The sequence below is a fragment of the Kitasatospora sp. NRRL B-11411 genome (assembly GCF_000721345.1).
GTDB classification, from domain to species: domain Bacteria; phylum Actinomycetota; class Actinomycetes; order Streptomycetales; family Streptomycetaceae; genus Kitasatospora; species Kitasatospora cineracea.
Window position 1 is genome coordinate 114,175 of sequence record NZ_JOGH01000010.1, and the last position, 21,454, is coordinate 135,628.

Here is a 21,454-nt window from a genome sequence, read left to right on the forward strand (position 1 = left end):
GAGGAGTTGGTGAAAAGCCTCGGCAAACCCCTTCGTTGCGTAGCACACTGACAACCATGCGTATCCAGGTCACCCGCACCGGCGGGTTCGCCGGCCTGCTCCGGTATGCCGAGATGGACACCACGGAGCGGCCGGACGCCCCGCACGTGCACGCCCTGGCCCGGGAGGCGGTGGCCGGCGGGCTGCGCGCGCCCGCGTACGGCGTGCCCGACGGCTTCCACTACGAGATCACCGTCGACGGCCGCACCGTGCACTGCGCCGACCCGAAGCTCACCGACTCCCAGCGCGAGCTGGTGAGCCTGGTCCTGCGCGAAGGAGCCTGACCCCCGCGCGTGGGGGTCGCTCAGATCCACCCGTCCAGCGAGGCCAGGAAGCCCACCGGGTCGTCGCGGTGGATGCTGTGCCCGGCGCCCGGCACGGTGCGCACCTCGAAGCCGCGGCGGCGCAGCTCGGCGGCGTCCCCGTCCGGCACCAGGCCGCTGGGGTCGGCGAGTTGGACCAGCGAGGGGACGACCGGGGCGCCCGGCAGGACGGACAGCTCGGGGTGCGCCCACAGGCCGAGCGCGGTGTCGGTGTCCCAGAGCGCGAGCGCGGCGAGTTCGGCGTCGACGTCCTCGGCCGGCCAGTTCGGGTGCATGCTGGTGATGAACTGCCTGGTCCCGAAGCGCTTGAAGCCGATGAACGGCTCCGGCCCGAGCCCGGGGCGGTCGTACACGAAGGCGGGGTCGCTGTAGACCACCCGGGCGGGCTTCAGCTGCTCGACGGCCCGCCAGAGCGCCGGCGCGCCCATCGAGTGGCCGATCGCCAGGTCGGCCCCGGCGGGCAGGGTGTCGACCAGGTCCTCGGCGAACTGCTCGGGCCCGTACCGCTCGCGGGGCGTCGCGCCGGTGCCGCGCGGGGAGGCGCCGTGGCCGCGCAGGTCGACGGCGATCACCCGGTAGCCGCGGGCGGCGAGTGCGGGGCCGATCAGCCGCCAGGTCCGGTGGTCGGCCTGGATGCCGTGGACCAGCAGGGCGGTGTGCTCTCCCCCGCCCCACTCGTGGGTGTGCAGTTCCATCCCGGCCGGCCCCTCCCCGCTCGACGCCCCGTCAGAAGCCGAGCTTACGCAGCTGCTTGGGGTCGCGCTGCCAGTCCTTGGCCACCTTGACGTGCAGGTCCAGGTAGACCGGGGTGCCCAGGAGCGCCTCGATCTGCTTGCGTGCGGTGGTGCCGACGTGCTTCAGCCGGGAGCCCTTGGCGCCGATCACGATGGCCTTCTGGCTCTGCCGCTCGATGTACACGTTGGCGTGGATGTCCAGCAGCGGGCGGTCGGCGGGGCGGCCCTCGCGCGGGATCATCTCCTCGACCACCACGGCCAGCGAGTGCGGCAGTTCGTCGCGCACGCCCTCCAGCGCCGCCTCCCGGATCAGCTCGGCGACCATGGTCTGCTCGGGCTCGTCGGTGAGGTCGCCGTCCGGGTACAGCGGCACGCCCTCGGGCATCAGCTTGGCCAGCAGCTCGCCCACCAGCTCGACCTGCTGGTCGCCGACGGCGGAGACCGGGATGATCTCGGCCCACTCGATGCCGAGCTCGGCGCCCAGCTGGTGGACGGCGATCAGCTGCTCGGCGAGCCGCTTGGAGTCGACCAGGTCGGTCTTGGTGACGATCGCCACCTTGGGCGTCTTGCGGATCTCGGCGAGCTCCTTGGCGATGAACTTGTCGCCGGGGCCGAGCTTCTGGTCGGCGGGCACGCAGAAACCGATCACGTCGACCTCCGCCCAGGTGGTGCGGACCAGGTCGTTGAGCCGCTCGCCGAGCAGGGTGCGGGGCTTGTGCAGCCCGGGGGTGTCCACCAGCACGAGCTGCGAGTCGGGCCGGTGCACGATGCCGCGCACGGTGTGCCGGGTGGTCTGCGGGCGGTCGGAGGTGATCGCAACCTTCGTCCCGACCAGGGCGTTGGTCAGGGTCGACTTGCCCGCGTTGGGGCGGCCGACGAAGCACGCGAATCCGGAGCGGTACGGGGAGGAAGGGGCATTCATGGCACCCATTGTCCCCGATCCCCGGAGGCGTCCCGGTCAACGGGCGCGGGACGGCGTCAGCCGGTCTTCTTCCCGCCCCCGGTGATCGCGCCGACCAGGACGAGCGCCAGCAGGGTCAGGGTTCCGGCCAGCCACCACGGGGAGCCGGTCTCGTGCCAGCGTCCGAAGCCCATGACGCAGAGCAGCAGTCCGCAGAAGAACGCCGCGACGCCCATGTCCCCTCCCCGGGCTCCCGGGCTTCCCCGCTCCCCCACCGGGACCGGACCCTCGCCGGTGCGATTATCCCACCCGCAGGGTCCGCCACAAGGCCGGACGGGGCTCGCTCCCGCCCCGCTCCGGCCCCCTCCCGCCCCGCTCCGGCCCCCTCCCCGCCGCCGGGCTCACTCCGCCGCCGCGGCCACCTTCAGCACCCCGTCCGGGCCGGCCAGCAGCACCGGCGTGCCGGCCCCGCCCAGGTCCCGCACCGCGGCCAGGTCGGCCGCCGCCGGCGCGTCCGCCCCGGACACCACCGCGGCCGCCTCCAGGCCCTTCGCCCCGCTGGCCACCGCCATCGCCACCGCGGTCCGCAGCGCGCTCAGCTCCAGCGACGGCAGCGCCACCGTCCCGGCCACGTACGTCCGCCCGGTCTCGTCCCGGACCGCCGCCCCCTCGGCCACGCCGTTGCGGGCGCGGGCCGAGCGGGCCAGCGTGATGATCTTCTTGTCCTCGGGGTCCAGCTCGGAAATCTCGGTCATGGGCCTGAGCATAGGCCGTACCGGATCCGCCGACCGGAGCCGCTCAGTCCTTGGGCCGGACCCCTGAACTCAGCCCTTGGGCCGGACCCCTGAGCCCTGCCCTCGGACTCAGCCCTTGAGCAGCGCCCCCTCGCCCGCCGGCGCGAACGCGGCGAGCGCCGCGTCGATCCGGCCCAGCACCGCCGCGTCCAGCGCCAGTTCCGCGGCGGCCTGGTTCTCCGCGATGTGCGCCGGGGTCCGGCTGCCGGGGATCGGCACCACGTGCTCGTCCCGGTGCAGCAGCCAGGCCAGCGCCAGTTGGCCGGGGGTGACGCCGAGTTCCGCGGCGATCTCCCGCAGCGGGGCGTACCGGTCGTTGTTGGCGGCCAGGTTCTCGGCCGAGAACCTGGCCTGGTGCTGCCGGAAGTCGCCCTCGGCGACCTGCTGCACGGTGCCGGTCAGGAAGCCGCCGCCGAGCGGGCTCCAGGCCACCACGCCGACGCCCAGTTCGCGGGCGGCGGCCAGCAGTTCCGGGTCGATCGGCTGCCACATCGACCACTGGGTCTGCACCGCCGCCACCGGGTGCACCGCGTGCGCGGCGCGCAGTTGCGCGGCCGTCACGTTGGAGACGCCCAGGTGCCGCACCAGCCCGTCGGCGACCAGCTCGGCGACCGCGCCGACGGTGTCCTCGAACGGCACCTGCGGGTCCGGGAAGTGCGGGTAGTACAGGTCGATCACGTCGGTGCCGAGGTTGCGCAGCGACTGCTCCGCGTAGCCCCGCACGTGCTTCGGCTCGCAGTTGACCGCGAGCTCGCCGAACGCGAAGTTCACCGGGAAGCGGTGCGCCTCGGCGCCGTCCGGCACCCGGAAACCGAACTTGGTGGCGAGCACCACCTCGTCCCGGCGCCCCGCGACGGCCCGGCCGACCAGCTGTTCGTTGTGCCCGTCCGCGCCGTAGCCGTCGGCGGTGTCGATCAGCCGGGCCCCGGCGTCGATCGCGGCCCGCAGCGCGTCCTGTCCGCGCCGTTCGTCGATCTCGCCGTACATGCCGGGCGAGAGCACCATTGCCCCGAACCCGATCGGCGAGCTGGCCAGCGCTCCGAGCGTGCGCTCCGTCATCGTCGTTCCCCCTCCAAGCGGACTGCGGCCCAACGGATCTGACGATCCGTCGGGCCTGGAGGTCCCACTCTACGGCGAAGCGATCAGCGCCTCTCGGGTCGACGCCTCCCGCTCAGTGTCCGGTCGGGTTGGGCGGGCCGGGGCGGAGCACCTTCACCAGGGCGGGCGGGCCGTCCGGTCGGGCGGTGTCGCCGGGGTGGCGCCGCTTCCAGTAGGGGTTGTCCTGCGGCAGGTGGCCGCTGACCCGGCCGTACATGCCGAAGGTCAGGATCACGAAGCCGAACACGAAGCTGAAGATGACGTTGGAGATGTGGAAGGCGAGCCGGTTGGCGCTGGAGTCCAGCACCATCAGGCCGACGAAGCCGGCCAGCACGAACAGCACGCCCATCACCATGTTGATGTTGGAGGCGGTGTTGCCGCCGATCACCGCGCCCAGGATCAGGATCCCGCCGGCCACCAGCGACAGCACGCTCAGCGCCCCGTTGCTGGACAGGCCGATCACCTCCTTGCCCGAGGTGTCCAGGAAGCCCGGGCTGGCGCCGGTCAGCCCGAGGATGCCGAACACCACCAGGAACAGGCCGCCGAGGCCCGCGCCGTAGCGGTAGACGGTGCCGAGCCGGTGGTCGACCGGGAGTTCGTCGTGCAGTCTCATCAGGTCCTCCCCGCGTGGTCGGACCGGAGGAACGGCACCTCGTGGAGGTACAGCGACCCGCACTGCTGGCAGCAGTGCAGCCCGGTGCCCCAGGCCTCCTCCGGCCTGCTCTCGGCGTCCGAGGCGAGCTCGGCGCCGCACATGCCGTGCGAAGGGTCGGTGTCACGGACCACGTGCCACCTGGCCACCCCGCCGGCCGGCCCGCTCGGGCCGTACTCCGCGCGCAGTAGATGTGCCATGTCTTCCACGGTGCGCACGCCCCGGGCGGCAAGGCAAACGGGCCCCGGGACGCACCGTCCCAACCGGCACCGCCGATCAGGACGGCCCGTCCAAGGGCCCGTATGGGGACGGCCCGTCCAAGGGCCCGTGGAAGCGCCGCAGGGCGCTGCACAAAAGCGGAGGGGCTAGGAGGCCGCCTGCTCGGCCTGCTCCTCGTCCGCCTCGGCGGCGATCCGCACCGGGGTGGCCACCACGGTGCCGATCCGGTTGCGCCGGCCCGCCGAGCTCTCGGCGGTCAGGCCGATCGCGGCCAGCCCGCTGCCCTCCGGCACCGGCACCTCGCACGAGGAGCCCGGGATCGGCACCCGGCCCAGGCACTTGGCCAGCAGCCCGCCGACGGTCTCCACGTCCTCGTCGTCCAGTTCGATCCCGAACAGCTCGCCGAGGTCCTCCACGGTGAGCCGGGCGGTGATCCGGTAGGAGCCGTCGCCGAGGTCCTCGACCGGGGCGATCTCCCGGTCGTACTCGTCGGTGATCTCGCCGACGATCTCCTCCAGGATGTCCTCGATGGTGACCAGTCCGGCGGTGCCGCCGTACTCGTCGATCACGATGGCGACGTGCGAGCGCATCTGCTGCATCTCGCGCAGCAGGTCGGCGGCGGGCTTGGAGTCGGGGACGAACACCGCGGGGCGCATCACCGAGTCGACCTGCTCGGACTCGGCGTCCCGGTTGATGTGGGTGCGGCGCACCAGGTCCTTGAGGTAGACGATGCCGACCACGTCGTCCTCGTTGTCGCCGACCACCGGGATCCGCGAGAAGCCGGAGCGCAGCGCCAGGGTCAGCGCCTGCCGGACGGTCTTGTGCCGCTCGATCATCACCAGGTCGGTGCGCGGCACCATCACCTCGCGCACGATGGTGTCGCCGAGTTCGAAGACCGAGTGCACCATCCGGCGCTCCTCGTCCTCGATCAGGTCGTCCTTCTCGGCGAGGTCGACCAGGGCCCGCAGTTCGGCCTCGGAGGCGAACGGGCCCTCCCGGTAGCCCTTGCCGGGCGTCAGCGCGTTGCCCAGCAGGATCAGCAGCCGCGGGATCGGCCCGAGGATCCGGGCCAGCGGCAGCAGCACCCAGGACGCCGCGGTGACGGTGCTCAGCGGGTGCTGGCGGCCGATCGTGCGCGGGGAGACCCCGACCGCCACGAAGGACACCAGCACCATCACGCCGAACGCCACCAGCACGGCCTGCCAGGTCTGCTGGAAGCCGCGCACGCACACCACGGTGACCAGCACCGCGGCGGCCATCTCGCAGGCGACCCGGATCAGCGTCGCCAGGTTCAGGTACCGGATGCTGTCCGAGGCCAGGGTCAGCAGCCGGTCGGAGCCGCGCCGCCCGGAGCGGACCGCCTCCTCGGCGCGGAACCGGGAGATCCGGGAGATCCCCGCCTCGGCGCACGCGGCCAGCCAGCCGAGCACCACCAGCAGCAGGGCCCCGATCAGGAAGCTCGTACTCTCACCACTCACAGGAGGCCGGCCCTCAGTGGACGGTCGGCGCGGGCGACAGGCCGGACAGGCCGCGGCCCGCCCGCCAGTCGTCCAGGATCCGCTTCTGCAGCGCGAACATCTCGCGCTCCTCGTCGGGTTCCTCGTGGTCGTAGCCGAGCACGTGCAGCACCCCGTGGACGGTGAGCAGCTGCAGCTCCTCGTCCATCGAGTGCTTGGTGGGGGCGGCGAGGCCCTGCTCCTTCGCCACCTCGGGGCAGAGCACGATGTCGCCGAGCAGGCCCTCGGGCAGGTCCTCGCCCTCCTTGCCCGGACGCAGCTCGTCCATCGGGAAGGACATCACGTCGGTCGGACCGGGCAGGTCCATCCACTGGACGTGCAGCTCCGCCATCGACTCGCTGTCGTAGAGGATCACGGAGAGCTCGGACTGCGGATGGATCCGCATCTTGTCGAGGGCGTAGCGGGCGACGTCGAGGATGGACTCCTCGTCGACGTCCCACCCGGACTCGTTGGCGATGTCGATCGACATGGAGGGCTCAGTACTCAGCTTTCGGTGCGATGGGACTGCCGGGGCGCCCGGGCGCCCCGCCGTTGGACGGGTTTGCGGTCGCCGGACTCCTCGGCCTCCTGCCGGGCGTCCCAGCGTTCGTACGCATCCACGATGCGGCCGACCAGCTTGTGCCGCACCACGTCGGTGCTGGTCAGCACCGAGAAGTGGATGTCGGGCACGTCGGCGAGGATCTCCTGGACCACCTTGAGGCCGGAGCGGGTACCGCCCGGCAGGTCGATCTGGCTGGTGTCGCCGGTCACGACCACCCGGGAGTTGAAGCCCAGGCGGGTCAGGAACATCTTCATCTGCTCGGGCGAGGTGTTCTGCGCCTCGTCGAGGATGATGAAGGCGTCGTTCAGGGTCCGGCCGCGCATGTACGCGAGCGGGGCCACCTCGATCGTCCCGGCCGCCATCAGCCGGGGGATCGAGTCGGGGTCCATCATGTCGTGCAGCGCGTCGTAGAGCGGGCGCAGGTACGGGTCGATCTTCTCGTAGAGGGTGCCGGGCAGGAAGCCCAGCCGCTCCCCCGCCTCGACGGCCGGCCGGGTCAGGATGATCCGGTTGACCTCCTTGGCCTGCAGGGCCTGCACGGCCTTGGCCATCGCCAGGTAGGTCTTGCCGGTGCCGGCCGGGCCGAGGCCGAAGACGATGGTGTGCTTGTCGATCGCCTCGACGTAGCGCTGCTGGTTGAGCGTCTTGGGGCGGATGGTGCGGCCCCGGTTGGACAGGATGTTCGCCGTGAACACCTCGGACGGGGCCGGGTGGGCCGGGTCCTCGGCGGCGCTCCTGAGCATGCTGATGGAGCGCTCCACGGCGTCCTCCGTCAGGGGTTGGCCGGTGCGCAGCACCAGCATCATCTCGGTGAAGAGCTGCTTGACGAGCGCGACCTCGGCGGGCGAGCCGGTGGCCGTCACCTCGTTTCCGCGGACGTGGATGTCGGCGCCCGGGAAGCCGTCCTCGATCACTCGCAGGAGCGAGTCGGCCGCACCCAGCAGGGTGACCATCGGGTGCTTCTCCGGAATGACGATCCGGGTGCTGGTGGACGCCCCGTCGGGGCGTTCCTGTCCGTCGGTTCGGGTCTGCGGTGTGTCAGTCATGGGTCGGCGCTGCGGCCTGCCTCATCCCAATCCGTCGTGTCGTGTGGCTCGGGCTCTCCGGGTCACCAGGGTACGCCGCGCAGGTGTTCGCCGGAGCGGCGCGGCGGCTTCGATGGTGGGGGCTGGCGGCCCGATGCGCGAGCGGTTTTCCCGCACGTCGGGGCCGGGCGGCGGCCGGTCGCGGTCCGGCGGCGGTCAACGGCGCGGCGGGACGGGGATCCGCGCCAGGTCCTCGGCGACCACGATCTCGCCGTCGAAGTGCCGTGCGGCCTCCGCGAGGTGGCCGGAGAGGTCCGGGTAGCGCTGCGAGAAGTGGGTCAGCACCAGGCGCCGCACCCCGGCCGCCGCGGCCACCCGGGCGGCCTGGGCGGCGGTCAGGTGCCCGTGCTCCTCGGCGAGCGCGGCGTCCTGGTCGAGGAAGGTCGATTCGATCACCAACAGGTCGGCGCCCTCGGCGAGTTCGCCGACGCCGTCGCAGAGCCGGGTGTCCATCACGAAGGCGAACCGCTGCCCGGGCCGGACCTCCCCGACCTGTTCGGCGGTCACCGTCCGCCCGTCCACCTCGACCCGGCCCTCGCGCTGCAGCACGCCCACCGCGGGGCCCCGCAGGCCGAGTTCGCGCAGCTTCTCGGGCCGCAGCCGGAAGCCGTCGGGCTCGGTCAGCCGGTAGCCGAACGACTCCACCGGGTGCGAGAGCCGCACCGCCTCCAGCGCGAACGGCGCGCCGGGGGCCGGGAGCGGGCCGGTGGCCTCGACGGGGTGCTCGCGGATCTCGGCCGTCGGGTGGTAGGCGCTGGCGTGCCGCAGCCGTTCGAAGAACGCCTGCCCGGACGCCGGGTAGTAGGCGTCCACCGGGTGCGGGACCCTGTCCAGGTTGATCCGCTGCACCACGCCGGGCAGCCCGAGGCAGTGGTCGCCGTGGAAGTGCGAGACCGCGATCCGGGTGATCCCGGTGGCGCTCACCCCGGCGAACAGCATCTGCCGCTGGGTGCCCTCCCCGGGGTCGAACAGCAGCCCCTCGCCGTCCCAGCGCAGCAGGTACCCGTTGTGGTTGCGGTGCCGGGTCGGCACCTGGCTGGCGGTGCCCAGGACGACGAGTTCACGCTGCGACAACGGTCAGACCAGTCCCTCGGTGAGCGGCTTGCCGCCCAGCACGTGCACGTGCGCGTGGAAGACCGTCTGTCCGGCCCCCGCACCGGTGTTGAAGATCAGCCGGTAGGACTCCAGGCCCTCGCCCGCCGCCGCCCCGCCCGCCTCGGTGAGCAGTTCGGCCGCGATCTGCGGCTCGGCGGCGGCCAGTTCGGCCGCGTTGGGGTAGTGCACCCGCGGGATCACCAGCAGGTGGGTGGGCGCCTGCGGGTTGATGTCACGGAACGTCAGCGTCCGCTCGGTCTTGCGCACCACGGTCGCCGGGATGTCCCCCGACACGATCTTGCAGAACAGACAGTCCGCCTGCGGCTCGCCGGCCATCTCCCGCGTCCCTTCCTGGGTTTCCGTCACTGGTGCCACGACCTTACCGCCGTCAGCGCACCACGATCCGGTAGGTCCGGCGTTCGCGGAAGCCGTCGGCGGATCCGCCGCAGGGCTCCCGGCAGTTGTCGACCGTCAGCTCGGTGGTGCCGCGGCCCTCCGCCCGGAACACCAGGTACAGCTCCCCGCCGTCGCCCAGCCGGTCGGGGTCGCCGGGGACCTCGTCGACCCCGGTGAGGACGGCGACCCCCGGGTCGGGCCGGGGGGCCACCGGCCGGTGGTACCGCCCCGGGTCCACGGCCAGTTCCCAGTGCAGCGAGAACACCTGGCCGCGCCGGACCGCGACCTCCCGGGCGTCCGAGGCGAACACCTCCCCGTGGTTGACCTGCCACCGCGGCCCCCAGACCGGCAGCACCAGCACCACCAGCACCGACGCCCGGACGGCCCGGGCCCCCGTCACCCTCCACGTCCTCACGCGCGGCGGCTCACGCGGCGCAGTTCGAGCAGCGCGGCGACCGCGGCGAGCCAGTCGGCCACCAGCGCCCCGGCGGCCACGCCGTCCGGGTCCAGCACCGTGCCGGCCGCGTGCAGCCAGTCGTCGGCGAGGTCGGCCGCGCCGGGGCCGACCAGCGGCTCCGGCAGTTCGGCGGCGGCCCGGAGCCCGGCGGCCCGGACCAGCTCGGCCAGGTAGGCGACGGCGTGCGGGGGCACCTCGCACCGCTCGGCGGCGAGCGCGGCGGCCACCGCGCCGTCGGCGAACAGCGCCCGCCGGTGCGGGCCGTCCTGGGCCAGGCCGAAGCGCAGCAGCGCGGGCACGTCCAGGGCGGCGAGCTCGGCGTCGGTCCGGCCGGGCGGAGGGCTGGTCATGGGTGCTCTCTGTTCACTACGGGACGTTCACTTCGGGAGGTTCAACGTCGGGAGGTTCACTACGGGACGTTCACTTCGGGGGGTCACTTCGGGAGGCGGACGCTGGTCGCGGTGTCCATCCGGGGCGGCTGGTCGAGCGCGTGGTCCATGTGGTTGTTGACGAAGTCGTCCTCCGTGATCCAGGTGGTGTAGCCCCACGGGTTGTAGACCTGGAGCTTGTCGCCGTCGTGCCCGATGATCATCAGCTGGTGGCCCTGGTCGCCGCCGCGGATGCTCACCGGGACGGGTTTGCCCTCGTCCACGGCCTTCTCCACGTCGACCAGCACGTCCCGCCGCCCGTCCGGGCCGTCGAGCGGGACGTTGCGGTAGTCGGTGCCGGTGCGGGTGCCGAGCTCGCGGTTCGCCACGTCCCGGGACTGGTCGTCGCTCAGCCCCTCCTGCCCGATCAGCGGCAGGTCCTGGTACCACTCCCGGCTGCCGTCGTAGACCCGGTGCTGCTCGGCCCGCAGCCGCTCGGTGAAGGCCGCCGCGCTCTCGGCCCCCGGGTCGCCGGGGCGGCCGCCGGTGGTGAGCTGGAACGCGTACACCGGGTCGACCACGGCCCGCGCCGTCACGGTGGACGCGGCCACGCAGGTGCTGCCGTCCTGCACCCAGGCGGCGCCCAGGAAGCCCGGCACCTCCAGGTGGTCGATGCCGGTGCGGGGCTGCGGGTCGTGCCGGGTCGGGCTGAGCCGGGCGTCCAGCCAGGCCCGGTTGCCGCCGTGCTCGTGGATCTGCGCGTCGAACGCGGCGACCTCGTCCACGCTGTGGCCGGCGGCGAGCGCCTTCAGCAGGTAGGCGCGCTCCTCGGCGGACTTGGCGCCGGCCAGCAGGGCGTTCAGCCGCTGCCGGTCCGCGGGGGCGAGCCGGTCCAGGAACTGTCCGGCCCGGGTGGCGTCGGTGGCGCTGAGGATGCGGTTCAGGTCGGCGAAGCCCCCGGCGCCGGCCAGCACCAGGCGGTCGGTGGCGTTCAGCCCGCCGCCCGCCAGCCGGGCCGCCCCGGTCTGCGCGGCGAGCCGGTTGAGCTCGGCCGCGGCGCGGTGGCCGGCCTCCTCGGCGCGCACGGCGGCGTCCAGCATCAGGCCGATCGCGTAGCCGGCCTCCGCCTTGGCCTCGTGCATCTTGTCGTCGTCCCAGTGCACCGGGTCGGGCAGGCCGCCCACGGTGGTGATGTCGGCCAGCAGGACGGTGGCCCGGGCCAGCGAGCCGGCCGACCGGGCATGGGTGGCCTGGGCCTGCGCCAGGGCGTCGCAGAGTTCGACCAGGACCCGGCCGGCCCGGGTGAAGTCCTCGGTCATCCGGTCCAGGTCCTGGGCGGCGGCGGTGACGGCCTCGGCGGCCTTCTCGCCGACCTGCCCGGTCCAGACGTCCGGGAGCCTGCTCCGGGCGACGTCGGCGACCTCGGCCCGGACGCTGTCGACCTGCCCGGACATCGCGGCGAAGTCCCGGCCGAGCCGGTCGATCGCCCCGGGCACGCCCGCGGGCCCCGGCAGCCGGACGGCGTCGTGGACGGCGTCCCGGAGGTCCCCGGCGCCCCACATCCCGTGGGCGCTCCCGATGGTGCGGCTGAGCTCCTGGATCTGCTCGCGTTGCGTCGGCATCCCGTGCTGGCTCCCCTTCGGCCGTGCCGGACGGTCCGTCCCCTTCCCCCGCGCTCCCCGTGCCCCTCAGCCGTGCGGCCGGCCGGCCGCCCCGGCCACCTCGGCGTCGGTGCTGCGGTAGTTCTCCGCGCTCTGCCGCACCTTCTCGGCGAGTTCGCGCAGCGCCCGGACGTCCAGCCGCCACTCGTCCTGCCAGGAGGTGAAGAAGTTGCCGGCCGCCTCGGGGACGCCGTAGTCGCCGAAGTGGTCCCGGTCGAAGTCCGGCGGGCCGCGGAACCGGCCGCCGGCCGCCTCCAGGTCGTCGCCCGCCCGGTCCAGCTTCCGGCCGCACTCGCCCAGCGCCTCGTGGTCCACGCTGAAATCCGGTGTCCCCAACGCTCCCCCTCGGCCGTCACTGCGTGCACCCTAGCGATAACAGGGCGGCGCCGGAAGGACGCGTCGGGAACCGGCCGCCCGCCGGGCGGCCGGTCGTTCGCTCACAGACGAATGGTCAGTCCAGGCCGGGCGAGGTCCGGGCGGGGGTGCGGTCCAGCGCTTCCAGGGCGAGCCGGACGGCGGTCTCCAGCTGGGGGTCGCGGCCGACCGCCCAGTCGTGCGGGGCGATCGGCACCTCGACGTCGGGGGTGACGCCGCGGTTCTCCAGCTGCCAGCCGTAGCCCTCCATCCAGAACGCGTACTTGGGCTGGGTGACCAGCGTCCCGTCGACCAGCGCGTACCGGCTGTCGATGCCGATCACGCCGCCCCAGGTGCGGGTGCCGACCACCGGGCCGATGCCGAGCGCCTGGATCGCCGCGTTGACGATGTCGCCGTCCGAGCCGGAGAACTCGTTGGCCAGCGCCACCACCGGGCCGCGCGGGGCGTCGCCGGGGTACGGGTCGGGGCGGGCCAGGTCGCGGCCGTGGTTCCAGCCGACGATCCGGCGGGCCAGCTTCTCCACGATCAGCTGGGAGGTGTGGCCGCCGCGGTTCTCCCGCAGGTCCAGCACCAGGCCGTCCAGCGACATCTCGAACCGCAGGTCGCGGTGGAGCTGCGCCCAGCCGGCGCTCTGCATGTCGGGGACGTGCAGGTAGCCGAGCCGACCGCCGGACAGTTCGCGGACGGCGGCCCGCCGGCCGGCCACCCAGTCGTGGTAGCGCAGCGCCTCCTCGTCGTCGGTCGGCACCACCACGGGGTGCCGCTCGCCGTCCGGGCCGCTGACGGTGAGTTCGACCGGCTGGTCGGCGGTGCCGGCCAGCAGCGGGGCCGGGCCGGTCACCGGGTCGACCGGGCGGCCGTTGACGGCCAGCACCGCGTCGCCGGGGCGGATCGCCGCGCCGGGCGCGGCCAGCGGGGAGCGGGCCCGCGGGTCGGAGGACTCGCCGGGCAGCACCCGGGCGACCCGCCACACCTCGCCGTCGCGCACCAGGTCCGCGCCGAGCAGGCCCTGCAGCCGGGCCGCCTCGGTGCCGCGGCCGGGCGGCAGCACGTAGGCGTGCGAGGTGCCGAGCTCGCCGACCGTCTCCCAGAGCAGGTCGACCAGGTCGGCGTGGCTGCCGATCCGCTCGACCAGCGGCCGGTACCGCGCCAGCACGCCCGTCCAGTCGACGCCGTTCAGGTCGGCGCGCCAGAAGTTGTCGCGCATCAGGCGGCCGTTCTCGTCGAACATCTGCCGCCACTCGGCGGCCGGGTCGACGGTGACCCGGACCCGGTCGAGGTCGACGTCCACCTCCTCGTCCTCGCCGGCCTTCTGGTCGGCGGGCACGATCCGCAGCGTGCCGCCGTCCAGCACGGCCAGCCGGGCGCCGTCGCCGCTGACCGCGAACGCGTCGACGCCGCTGAGCAGTTCCTCCGCCCGGCGCTTCTTCAGGTCGAACCGCTCCAGCGCGGTGCGGGCCGGCTCCTCGTCCAACGAGGCGGCGCTGTCGCCGAGTTCGCCGCTGAACGGGTACCTGGTCCACAGCACCCCGTCCTTCGCCGCCCGCAGCACGCCGAACCGGCCGGCCTCCACCGGGAACGGCACGATCCGGTCGGCCAGGCCCTCCAGGTCGACCCGGGTGCCGGGCACCGCGTCCTTCTCGCCCTCCTTGGCGTCCTCCTCCTCGCCGCCGACCGGCCGCCCGCCGCGCTGCGGGCCGAACGGCGACGGGGTGTCGGCGGCCAGCGTCAGCAGGTACGGGCGGGTGCCGCCGGGGAAGGACAGGTCGAAGGCGTGCTGGTCGTACACCGGGTCGAAGGTGCGCACCGACAGGAACGCCAGGTGCCTGCCGTCCGCGGTGAAGGCCGGCGAGTAGTCGTGGAAGCGCTGCGGGGTCGCCTCGCTGACGGTGCGCGAGGTCAGGTCGGCGAGCATGATCTGGCGCAGCGACCACGGGCCCAGCACCGGCTGCGACCAGGCCAGCCACGCCGAGTCCGGGCTGAACACCAGCCCGGCGACCTCGCCGTCGCCGCTGCGCGCCAGCTCGTTGACCGCGCCGTCGCTGAGCGCCACCAGCAGCACCCGGCCGTCGTGCGAGGCCACCGCGAGCTGCTTGCCGTCCGGCGAGACCGCCAGGCCGCGCACCCGGCCGAGCCGCCCGGCCGCCAGCCGCCGCCGCTCCGCGCCCAGCACCGCCGGGGCGTACTCCAGCGCGTCGTCGCCCTCCGCGTCGGTGACCCACACCGCGCCCTGCGCACCGTCCTCGCCCGGGACGACCCGGGCCAGCCTGCCCCGCACCCCGGGCGTCTCGTCCAGCACCCGGGCCGGGCCCTCCCGGTGGGTGACCCAGTGCACGGTGCCGCGCACCACCACGGCCGCGGCCCGGCCGGTGCGGTCCGGGGCGGCGGTCTCCACCTGCCCGGCGGCGGGCGTCGGGTGCGGCTGCCGCCGGGTGCGCGGCCCGGCCGGACGGACGTCCAGGCGGCGCGCCTCGGCACCGTCCAGGTCGTCCAGCAGCCACAGCTCGCCGGCGCTCTGCCAGATCACCCGGGCGCCGTCGGTGGACGCCTGCCGGGCGTAGAAGCCGTGCCCGGCCGGGCCGTGCGCGCGCAGGTCGGAGCCGTCCGGGAGGCTGGAGTACAGCCGCCCGACGCCCTCGTGGTCGGACAGGAACGCGACCCGGTCACCGACCCACATCGGGCACTCCAACTGCCCGTCCAGGTCGGCGTGCAGGCGCTCGAACCCACCGCCGCCGATCCACAGCTTCCCGGCCCGGCCGCCCCGGTAGCGCTTCCAGTGCGCGGCCTCCCGGTTGTGCGTCCCGAGCAGCACCCGCCCCCCGCTGGCCCCCGCCGGCACCGGCTCGAACGCCAGCGCGCCGATCGGCCCGTACGGCAGCCGCTCCGGCTCCCCGCCGTCCAGCGGCAACGCGAACGCCCAGGTCCGCCGGATGGTCTCCTGCCCCGCGGCGGTGATGGCGATCGGCCGCCCGTCCGCGGTCCACCCCACCAGCGCGGTGAACGGATTCCCCCAGTACGTCAACCGCCTGGCCGGACCACCCTCCACCGGCCCGACGTGCACCTCCGGCGCCCCGTCCCGGGCCGACGTCCAAGCCAGCGACCCCCCGTCCGGCGAGAACCGCACCGCCCCCGAAGGCGCCTGATCCGCCGTCACCCGCCAGGCCCGCCCGCCGTCCACGGGCGCCAGCCAGACGTCGTCCTCAGCCACGAAAGCCACGGCGTCACCGTGCAAGTGGGGGTGGCGCAAATACCCGCGCGTCGATTCCGTCATCCTGCCACCCTAGGCGGCGAACCTCACGGAACGTCAGAGAACTGCTGCGCCCGCCCCTGCGAAAGCAGGGGCGCGGGGAACTGCGCGGCCAACCGAGCACCCGCAGCCAGATCGCCTCGCAGGACAGTGTGTTGCACTATCCCGCGACCGCACCAACGTGCGACTCCCGCTGCGCGCAGTTCCCCGCGCCCCTGGTTGTGCAACCCCAGCCCGCGCAGCAGGTCTCCCCGCGCCCCCGGCTTCGCACCATCCCGCCCGCGCAGCAGCTCTCCCCCGCGTCTCCGCGTGTCCGCGTCCCGCGCAGCGGTCCCGCCCCGCTACCCCCAGCGCCCCGTGCGGCCCAGCAGCAGCGCGCCGGCCGCGACGCCCGCCGTGGAGGTGCGCAGGACGGACGGGCCGAGCCGGTACGGCGCGGCGCCGGCCTCCGCGAAGGCGGCGATCTCGTCCGGGGAGACGCCCCCCTCGGGTCCGACCACCAGGACGATCTCGCCGTCGGCCGGCAGCGCGGCGGCGGCGAGCGGCAGCGAGCCCTCCTCGTGCAGGACGGCCGCGAAGCTCGCGGCCGCGAGCAGCGGCAGCAGCTGCCGGGTGGTCACCGCGTCCCGGACCTCCGGGAAGCGCAGCCGCCGCGACTGCTTGCCGGCCTCGCGCGCGGTGGCCCGCCACTTGGCGAGCGCCTTGGCGCCGCGTTCGCCCTTCCACTGGGTGATGCAGCGGGCGGCGGCCCAGGGCACGATCGCGTCGATGCCGGCTTCGGTCATGGTCTCGACGGCGAGTTCGCCGCGGTCGCCCTTGGGCAGGGCCTGGACGACGGTGATCCGGGGCGCGGGGGCGGGTTCCTCGCGGACGGCGGTGACCAGCACGTCGAGGGCGTCCTTGCCGTGCAGCGCGGCGACGGTGCCGTCCGCGCCGCGGCCGCGGCCGTCGGCGAGGGTGAGCGCCTCGCCGGGCTCCAGGCGCTTGACGGCGACGGCGTGCCGGCCTTCGGGGCCGTCGAGGCGGACGGTGGCGCCGGGGGCGGTCCCGGTCAGGTCGTCGACGACGAACACGGGTGCGGTCATCGGTGCAGCGGTCCTCTCAGCAGGAGCCCGGCCGGAACCGGAGCCGTCAAAAAAGCCGGCCGGGAACGGCGGGGGCGCGCAGCCCCTGCACCGTTCCCGGCCCGGGTCGTTCGGGTCTCACCGGCCGTTGAAGGCGTCCTTCAGCCGGGAGAACAGGCCCTGCTGGCCGGGCGCGAACTGCCCGGAGGGACGCTCCTCGCCGCGCAGCATGGCGAGCCGGCGCAGCAGCTCCTCCTGCTCCGGGTCGAGCTTGGTGGGCGTCTGCACCTCGACGTGCACTATCAGGTCGCCCCGGCCGCCGCCGCGCAGGTGGGTGATGCCGCGGCCGTGCAGCGGGATCGACTGGCCGGACTGGGTGCCGGGCCGGATGTCGACCTCCTCCAGGCCGTCGAGGGTCTGCAGCGGCACCTGGGTGCCGAGCGAGGCGGCGGTCATCGGGATGGTGACGGTGCAGTGCAGGTCGTCGCCGCGCCGCTGGAAGGTCGGGTGGCTGGTCTCGGCGATCTCCACGTACAGGTCGCCGGCGGGGCCGCCGCCGGGGCCGACCTCGCCCTCGCCGGCCAGCTGGATCCGGGTGCCGTTGTCGACGCCGGCCGGGATCTTGACGGTGAGGGTGCGGCGGGCGCGGACCCGGCCGTCGCCGGCGCACTCCGGGCACGGGGTGGGGACGACGGTGCCGAAGCCCTGGCACTGCGGGCAGGGGCGGGAGGTCATGACCTGGCCCAGGAAGGACCGGGTGACCTGGGAGACCTCGCCCTTGCCGCGGCACATGTCGCAGGTCTGCGCGGAGGTGCCGGGCGCGGCGCCCTCGCCGTTGCAGGTGGTGCAGGTGACGGCGGTGTCGACCTGGAGTTCCTTGGTGGTGCCGAACGCGGCCTCCTCCAGGGTGATCTCCAGCCGGATCATGGCGTCCTGGCCGCGGCGGGTGCGCGAGCGCGGGCCGCGCTGGCCGGTCGCGGCGCCGAAGAAGGCGTCCATGATGTCGGAGAAGCCGAACCCGGCCGCGCCAGCGCCGAAGCCGCCCGCGCCGCCGCCGTTGGGCGACAGCGGGTCGCCGCCGAGGTCGTAGACCTGCCGCTTCTGCGGGTCGGAGAGGACCTCGTAGGCGGCGTTGATCTCCTTGAACCGCTCCTGCGTCTTCGGGTCCGGGTTCACGTCCGGGTGCAGTTCACGGGCGAGGCGCCGGAACGCCTTCTTGATCTCGTCCTGCCCCGCGTCGCGTCGGACGCCGAGTACCGCGTAGTAGTCCGTGGCCACCAAATGCTCCGGTTTGTTCCGCCTCTAGAAGTGCCTGCGACAGCACGCTGCTTGTTGCGCCGTTCCGCTGCGGCCGCCCCGCTACGACTCCGCCAGGATCTGGCCGACGTACCGTGCCACCGCGCGCACCGCCCCCATTGTGCCCGGGTAATCCATCCGGGTCGGACCGATCACTCCCAGCTTTGCCACGCTCTGGTCGCCCGAACCGTAACCGACCGAGACCACCGACGTGGAATTGAGCCCCTCGTAGGCGATCTCGTGGCCGATCCGGACCGTCATCGCCGAGTCCGCCGTCTCACCCAGCAGGCGCAACAGCACCACCTGCTCCTCCAGGGCCTCCAGGACCGGCCGGATGGTGAGCGGGAAATCATGGCCGAAACGCGTCAGGTTGGCGGTGCCCGCCAGCATGATCCGTTCCTCGTTCTGTTCGGCCAGCGCCTCGAACAGGACCGCCAGCACGGTGCTGACCGCGGGCCGGTCGGCGGGCTCGAAGCCGGCCGGCAGGTCCTCCAGGACGGTCGGCACCTCGGGCAGCCGGCAGCCGCCCGCCATCCCGTTGAGCTTGGCCCGCAGCTCCCCGAGCAGCGCCTCGCCGACCGGGGCCGGGCAGTCGACCATCCGCTGCTCGACCCGGCCGGTGTTGGTGATCAGCACCAGCATCAGCTTGGTCGGGGTGAGCGACACCAGTTCGATGTGCCGCACCGTGGAGCGGGTCAGCGACGGGTACTGGACCACCGCGACCTGCCGGGTCAGCTGGGCGAGCAGCCGCACCGTCCGGGCCACCACGTCGTCCAGGTCGACGGCGCCCTCCAGGAAGTGCCGGATCGCCCGGCGCTCGGGGGCGGTCATCGGCTTGACCTCGGCGAGCCGGTCGACGAACAGCCGGTAGCCCTTGTCGGTGGGGATCCGGCCCGCACTGGTGTGCGGCTGGTGGATGTACCCCTCCTCCTCCAGCGCGGACATGTCGTTGCGGACCGTGGCCGGGGAGACGCCGAGGTTGTGCCGCTCCACCAGGGCCTTGGACCCGACCGGCTCCTCGGTGCCCACGTAGTCCTGGACGATCGCCCGGAGCACCGCGAGGCGCCGCTCGTCGAGCGGTCGGACCGGCGGGCGCGTGTCGATCAGTCGGCCGTCGGGCTTGCCGTCCTCTGGCATGGGGCACGCACCTCCGTCGTCGTCCGTTGACCCGGTGTCTGACCCGGCCTGGCACTCAACTGGGCAGAGTGCCAGAACCGTACGTGCCAGTGTACGGCCCGGGCCTGACGGCAGGAACGGTCCACCCACGTGATCCTCGACCGAAGCGCCCGCGGCCCGCCCCGCGCGTGTCGCTTTCCCACCGAATTCCCATCGTTTCGGATGGTGCCCGCGGGGCCGCCCGGTGGCAGCATCGAAGGCGAGCGGGACGGACGGCCGCGGCGGCGCGGTCCGGACCGCGCGACGCACGAGGAGGAGCAGCGATGTCGGCGCCACAGCACTCCCGGTTCACCCCCGACCGCGGCCTGACCGGCCGGATGGTCACCACCATGTTCCTGATCGGGCTGGTCTACGTCGGCTTCACCGGCCTGCTGATCGTGCTGCTGCGCGGCGCCTGGCCGCTGGTGGTGCTGATCTCCGGCGGCCTGTTCGTCGCCCAGTTCTGGTTCTCCGACAAGATCACCGAGCGGGCGATGGGCGCCCACCAAGTCACCCCCGAGCAGTACCCGCAGCTGCACGGCGCGGTCGACCGGCTCTGCGCGCTGGCCGACATGCCCAAACCCCGGGTCGCGGTCGCCGACAACGACATGCCCAACGCCTTCGCCACCGGCCGCAACCCGCAGAACGCGGTGGTCTGCGTGACCACCGGCCTGCTGCGCCGGCTCGAACCGGAGGAACTGGAGGGCGTGCTGGCCCACGAGCTGTCGCACGTCGCGCACCGGGACGTCGCGGTGATGACGGTGGCCGGGTTCCTCGGCGTGCTGGCCGGCGCGATGACCAGGATCGCCTTCTACAGCGGGATGATGGGCGGCGGCAACCGCAACAGCAACGACCAGAACGCGGCGATCGCCATGGTGCTGATCCCGCTGGCCTCGATGGTGGTGTACGCGATCAGCTTCCTGCTGACCAGGCTGCTCTCCCGCTACCGCGAACTGGCCGCCGACCGCGCCGCCGCCCAGCTGACCGGCCGGCCCGCCGCGCTGGCCTCGGCCCTGACCAAGGTGACCGGGCAGATCGGCGCCATCCCCACCAAGGACCTGCGGCAGGCCCAGCCGTACAACGCCTTCTACTTCGCCCCGGCGCTGAGCGCCAAGGAGACCGCCTCCCGGCTGCTGTCCACCCACCCGTCGCTGGAGCAGCGGCTGGCCCAGCTGCGGAAGGTCTCCGACGAGCTCGGGCACTGAGCCCGCCACCACCGACCACCAGTGAGGAGCCTTCCGCGTGGGATTCCTGGACGCCCTGTTCGGCCGGACCAAGCCCGTGAAGCCCGACCTCGACCAGCTGTTCGGCATCCCGTCGGCGGCGCTCACCCTGCAGGCCGCCAAGGGGTTCACCCCGACCGGCCTCGGCTCGGTGTGCTTCGCCGCGGTCGAGGGCGCCGCCTTCACCGAGGTCCAGCAGCAGGTGAAGGCGCTGCTGGACGCGGACACCGGGCGCGGCGGCGTCCCCGTCGAGGCCTCCCGGGACGCCTACGGGTACTCCTGGCTGCTGGCCCGGCACACCCCGGACGAACTGCCCGACCTGGTCAACGACCTGCACGCGGTCAACAGCGAGCTGGAGGCCAACGGCTTCGGCCCGCAGCTGCTCTGCTCGCTGGTCGCCTTCCGGGACGCCGAGGGCCGCTCGCTGGCCCTGGTGTACCTGTACAAGCGCGGCACCTTCTACCCGATGTGCAAGGTCGCCGGGCAGGAGAAGCGGGACAACCCGCTGGAGATCGAGGTCTCCAACCTGCTCCGCAACGACCTGCGGGTCGAGTCGGATCTGTCCCGCTGGTTCCCGGTCTGGGGCGCCCCGGGCATCGAGGACTGAGCGCCCGGCCTCATTCCCCGGCCGCGTCCCGGTAGGCGGCGACCGCCGCCCCGAGCACCACCGGCAGCTCCGCCGACTCCCGCTCACCGCCGCTCTCCTGCACCACCAGCAGCACGTCGCCGCTGCGCACCACCGCCGTCCGGTCGATCCAGGTCGGACCGCCGCCGCCGGTCGCCCGCCGGGTGACCCGCAGCAGCAGCCCGTCCCCCAGCGGTTCGACGGCCACCGTCCGCTCGCTCCCGCTCCCGGCGACCACCGCGGTACCGGCCGCGGCGCACCGCAGCGCCGCGGCCCGGAGGTCGGCCAGCACCCGGCCGGCCCGCCCCGGCGGGTAGCGCTCCAGCGACTCCCGGCCCGACCAGCCCCGGTCCCGGCCGCCCGCCGGGGCGCGCTCCAGCCCCACCGCGACGTCCTCCAGCGGCGGGGCGTGCCGGGTCAGGAAGGACCCGGTGTCGAACTCCCCGCAGTCCACCGCCACCAGCGGCCCCGGACTCGCCCCGCCCCCCGCTGCCCCGGTCCGTGGCCAGGCCCGCCGCCCCCGCCCGCAGCACGTACCCCGGCGGCAGCCGCTCCGCACTCAGCAGCAGGTCCCCCACCCGCCCCGGCC

General features: G+C 73.9%; 24 protein-coding genes. 3 read left to right on the plus strand and 21 right to left on the minus strand.

The features are described from left to right. Positions 1-56 precede the first annotated feature (56 nt). Complete coding sequence (locus IH44_RS0107470; protein WP_030458622.1) at positions 57-323, plus strand: protealysin inhibitor emfourin; 267 nt, start codon at positions 57-59, stop codon at positions 321-323. Positions 324-343: 20 nt separating this feature from the next. Here IH44_RS0107470 and IH44_RS0107475 read toward each other — a convergent pair whose 3' ends face one another. The 20 genes from IH44_RS0107475 to hrcA form a co-directional block, all read right to left on the minus strand. Continuing rightward, complete coding sequence (locus IH44_RS0107475) at positions 344-1,057, minus strand: alpha/beta fold hydrolase (RefSeq protein WP_030458623.1); 714 nt, start codon at positions 1,055-1,057, stop codon at positions 344-346. Positions 1,058-1,088: 31 nt separating this feature from the next. Then, positions 1,089-2,018 (minus strand): GTPase Era, encoded by a 930-nt coding sequence (gene era, locus IH44_RS0107480; RefSeq protein WP_035954266.1) that lies wholly within the window; start codon positions 2,016-2,018, stop codon positions 1,089-1,091. Between the two features lie 56 nt (positions 2,019-2,074). After that, the gene (locus IH44_RS46320) at positions 2,075-2,233 is read right to left on the minus strand and encodes a hypothetical protein (protein WP_157852182.1); all 159 of its coding nucleotides are present in this window, start codon (positions 2,231-2,233) and stop codon (positions 2,075-2,077) included. A 165-nt stretch (positions 2,234-2,398) separates the two neighbouring features. Then, entirely contained in the window at positions 2,399-2,752 is a 354-nt protein-coding gene (locus IH44_RS0107490; RefSeq protein ID WP_030458625.1) for a cytidine deaminase, read from the minus strand. Positions 2,753-2,860: 108 nt separating this feature from the next. Further along, positions 2,861-3,850, minus strand: coding sequence for an aldo/keto reductase (locus IH44_RS0107495; RefSeq protein WP_030458626.1), 990 nt, complete (start codon positions 3,848-3,850; stop codon positions 2,861-2,863). A gap of 112 nt (positions 3,851-3,962) precedes the next feature. Beyond that, the gene (locus IH44_RS0107500) at positions 3,963-4,502 is read right to left on the minus strand and encodes a DUF4383 domain-containing protein (RefSeq protein WP_030458627.1); all 540 of its coding nucleotides are present in this window, start codon (positions 4,500-4,502) and stop codon (positions 3,963-3,965) included. Beyond that, positions 4,502-4,741 (minus strand): hypothetical protein, encoded by a 240-nt coding sequence (locus IH44_RS0107505; protein WP_030458628.1) that lies wholly within the window; start codon positions 4,739-4,741, stop codon positions 4,502-4,504. Before IH44_RS0107505 ends, IH44_RS0107500 begins: the two co-directional genes overlap by 1 nt. Positions 4,742-4,906: 165 nt before the next feature. Then, positions 4,907-6,238, minus strand: coding sequence for a hemolysin family protein (locus IH44_RS0107510; RefSeq protein ID WP_030458629.1), 1,332 nt, complete (start codon positions 6,236-6,238; stop codon positions 4,907-4,909). Positions 6,239-6,251: 13 nt separating this feature from the next. Next, positions 6,252-6,746 (minus strand): rRNA maturation RNase YbeY, encoded by a 495-nt coding sequence (ybeY, locus tag IH44_RS0107515; RefSeq protein ID WP_014135684.1) that lies wholly within the window; start codon positions 6,744-6,746, stop codon positions 6,252-6,254. Positions 6,747-6,760: 14 nt separating this feature from the next. Then, positions 6,761-7,864, minus strand: a complete 1,104-nt coding sequence (locus tag IH44_RS0107520) for a PhoH family protein (protein ID WP_030458630.1) — start codon at positions 7,862-7,864, stop codon at positions 6,761-6,763. 195 nt (positions 7,865-8,059) lie between these two features. After that, positions 8,060-8,977, minus strand: coding sequence for a ribonuclease Z (locus IH44_RS0107525; protein ID WP_030458631.1), 918 nt, complete (start codon positions 8,975-8,977; stop codon positions 8,060-8,062). A gap of 3 nt (positions 8,978-8,980) precedes the next feature. Continuing rightward, the gene (locus tag IH44_RS0107530) at positions 8,981-9,334 is read right to left on the minus strand and encodes an HIT domain-containing protein (RefSeq protein ID WP_030458632.1); all 354 of its coding nucleotides are present in this window, start codon (positions 9,332-9,334) and stop codon (positions 8,981-8,983) included. Positions 9,335-9,386: 52 nt separating this feature from the next. Beyond that, positions 9,387-9,794 carry a hypothetical protein gene (locus tag IH44_RS0107535; RefSeq protein ID WP_030458633.1) on the minus strand — a complete coding sequence of 136 codons (408 nt, stop codon included), beginning with the start codon at positions 9,792-9,794 and terminating at the stop codon, positions 9,387-9,389. A gap of 11 nt (positions 9,795-9,805) precedes the next feature. Beyond that, entirely contained in the window at positions 9,806-10,201 is a 396-nt protein-coding gene (locus tag IH44_RS0107540; RefSeq protein ID WP_030458634.1) for a hypothetical protein, read from the minus strand. Positions 10,202-10,284: 83 nt separating this feature from the next. Continuing rightward, a complete protein-coding gene (locus IH44_RS0107545) occupies positions 10,285-11,841 on the minus strand; it encodes a hypothetical protein (RefSeq protein ID WP_051816649.1) in 1,557 nt (518 codons plus the stop codon). A gap of 66 nt (positions 11,842-11,907) precedes the next feature. After that, positions 11,908-12,216: a WXG100 family type VII secretion target gene (locus IH44_RS0107550; RefSeq protein WP_107066487.1), complete on the minus strand. Its 309-nt coding sequence runs from the start codon at positions 12,214-12,216 to the stop codon at positions 11,908-11,910. Between the two features lie 115 nt (positions 12,217-12,331). Continuing rightward, positions 12,332-15,526: a S41 family peptidase gene (locus tag IH44_RS0107555; protein ID WP_030458637.1), complete on the minus strand. Its 3,195-nt coding sequence runs from the start codon at positions 15,524-15,526 to the stop codon at positions 12,332-12,334. A gap of 317 nt (positions 15,527-15,843) precedes the next feature. Further along, positions 15,844-16,587 (minus strand): 16S rRNA (uracil(1498)-N(3))-methyltransferase, encoded by a 744-nt coding sequence (locus tag IH44_RS0107560; protein WP_030458638.1) that lies wholly within the window; start codon positions 16,585-16,587, stop codon positions 15,844-15,846. Between the two features lie 117 nt (positions 16,588-16,704). After that, a complete protein-coding gene (gene dnaJ / locus IH44_RS0107565; RefSeq protein WP_030458639.1) occupies positions 16,705-17,844 on the minus strand; it encodes a molecular chaperone DnaJ in 1,140 nt (379 codons plus the stop codon). A gap of 81 nt (positions 17,845-17,925) precedes the next feature. Next, complete coding sequence (gene hrcA, locus IH44_RS0107570; RefSeq protein WP_051816650.1) at positions 17,926-18,999, minus strand: heat-inducible transcriptional repressor HrcA; 1,074 nt, start codon at positions 18,997-18,999, stop codon at positions 17,926-17,928. A gap of 302 nt (positions 19,000-19,301) precedes the next feature. Here hrcA and htpX point away from each other — a divergent pair, with 302 nt between their 5' ends. Together htpX and IH44_RS0107580 are read left to right on the plus strand one after the other, a co-directional pair. Next, positions 19,302-20,222, plus strand: a complete 921-nt coding sequence (gene htpX / locus IH44_RS0107575; RefSeq protein WP_030458641.1) for a zinc metalloprotease HtpX — start codon at positions 19,302-19,304, stop codon at positions 20,220-20,222. 37 nt (positions 20,223-20,259) lie between these two features. After that, entirely contained in the window at positions 20,260-20,847 is a 588-nt protein-coding gene (locus tag IH44_RS0107580) for a hypothetical protein (protein WP_030458642.1), read from the plus strand. A gap of 10 nt (positions 20,848-20,857) precedes the next feature. On the opposite strand, the gene IH44_RS0107585 is transcribed toward IH44_RS0107580, so the two are convergent. Continuing rightward, positions 20,858-21,325, minus strand: coding sequence for a hypothetical protein (locus IH44_RS0107585; protein ID WP_030458643.1), 468 nt, complete (start codon positions 21,323-21,325; stop codon positions 20,858-20,860). Positions 21,326-21,454 lie beyond the last annotated feature (129 nt).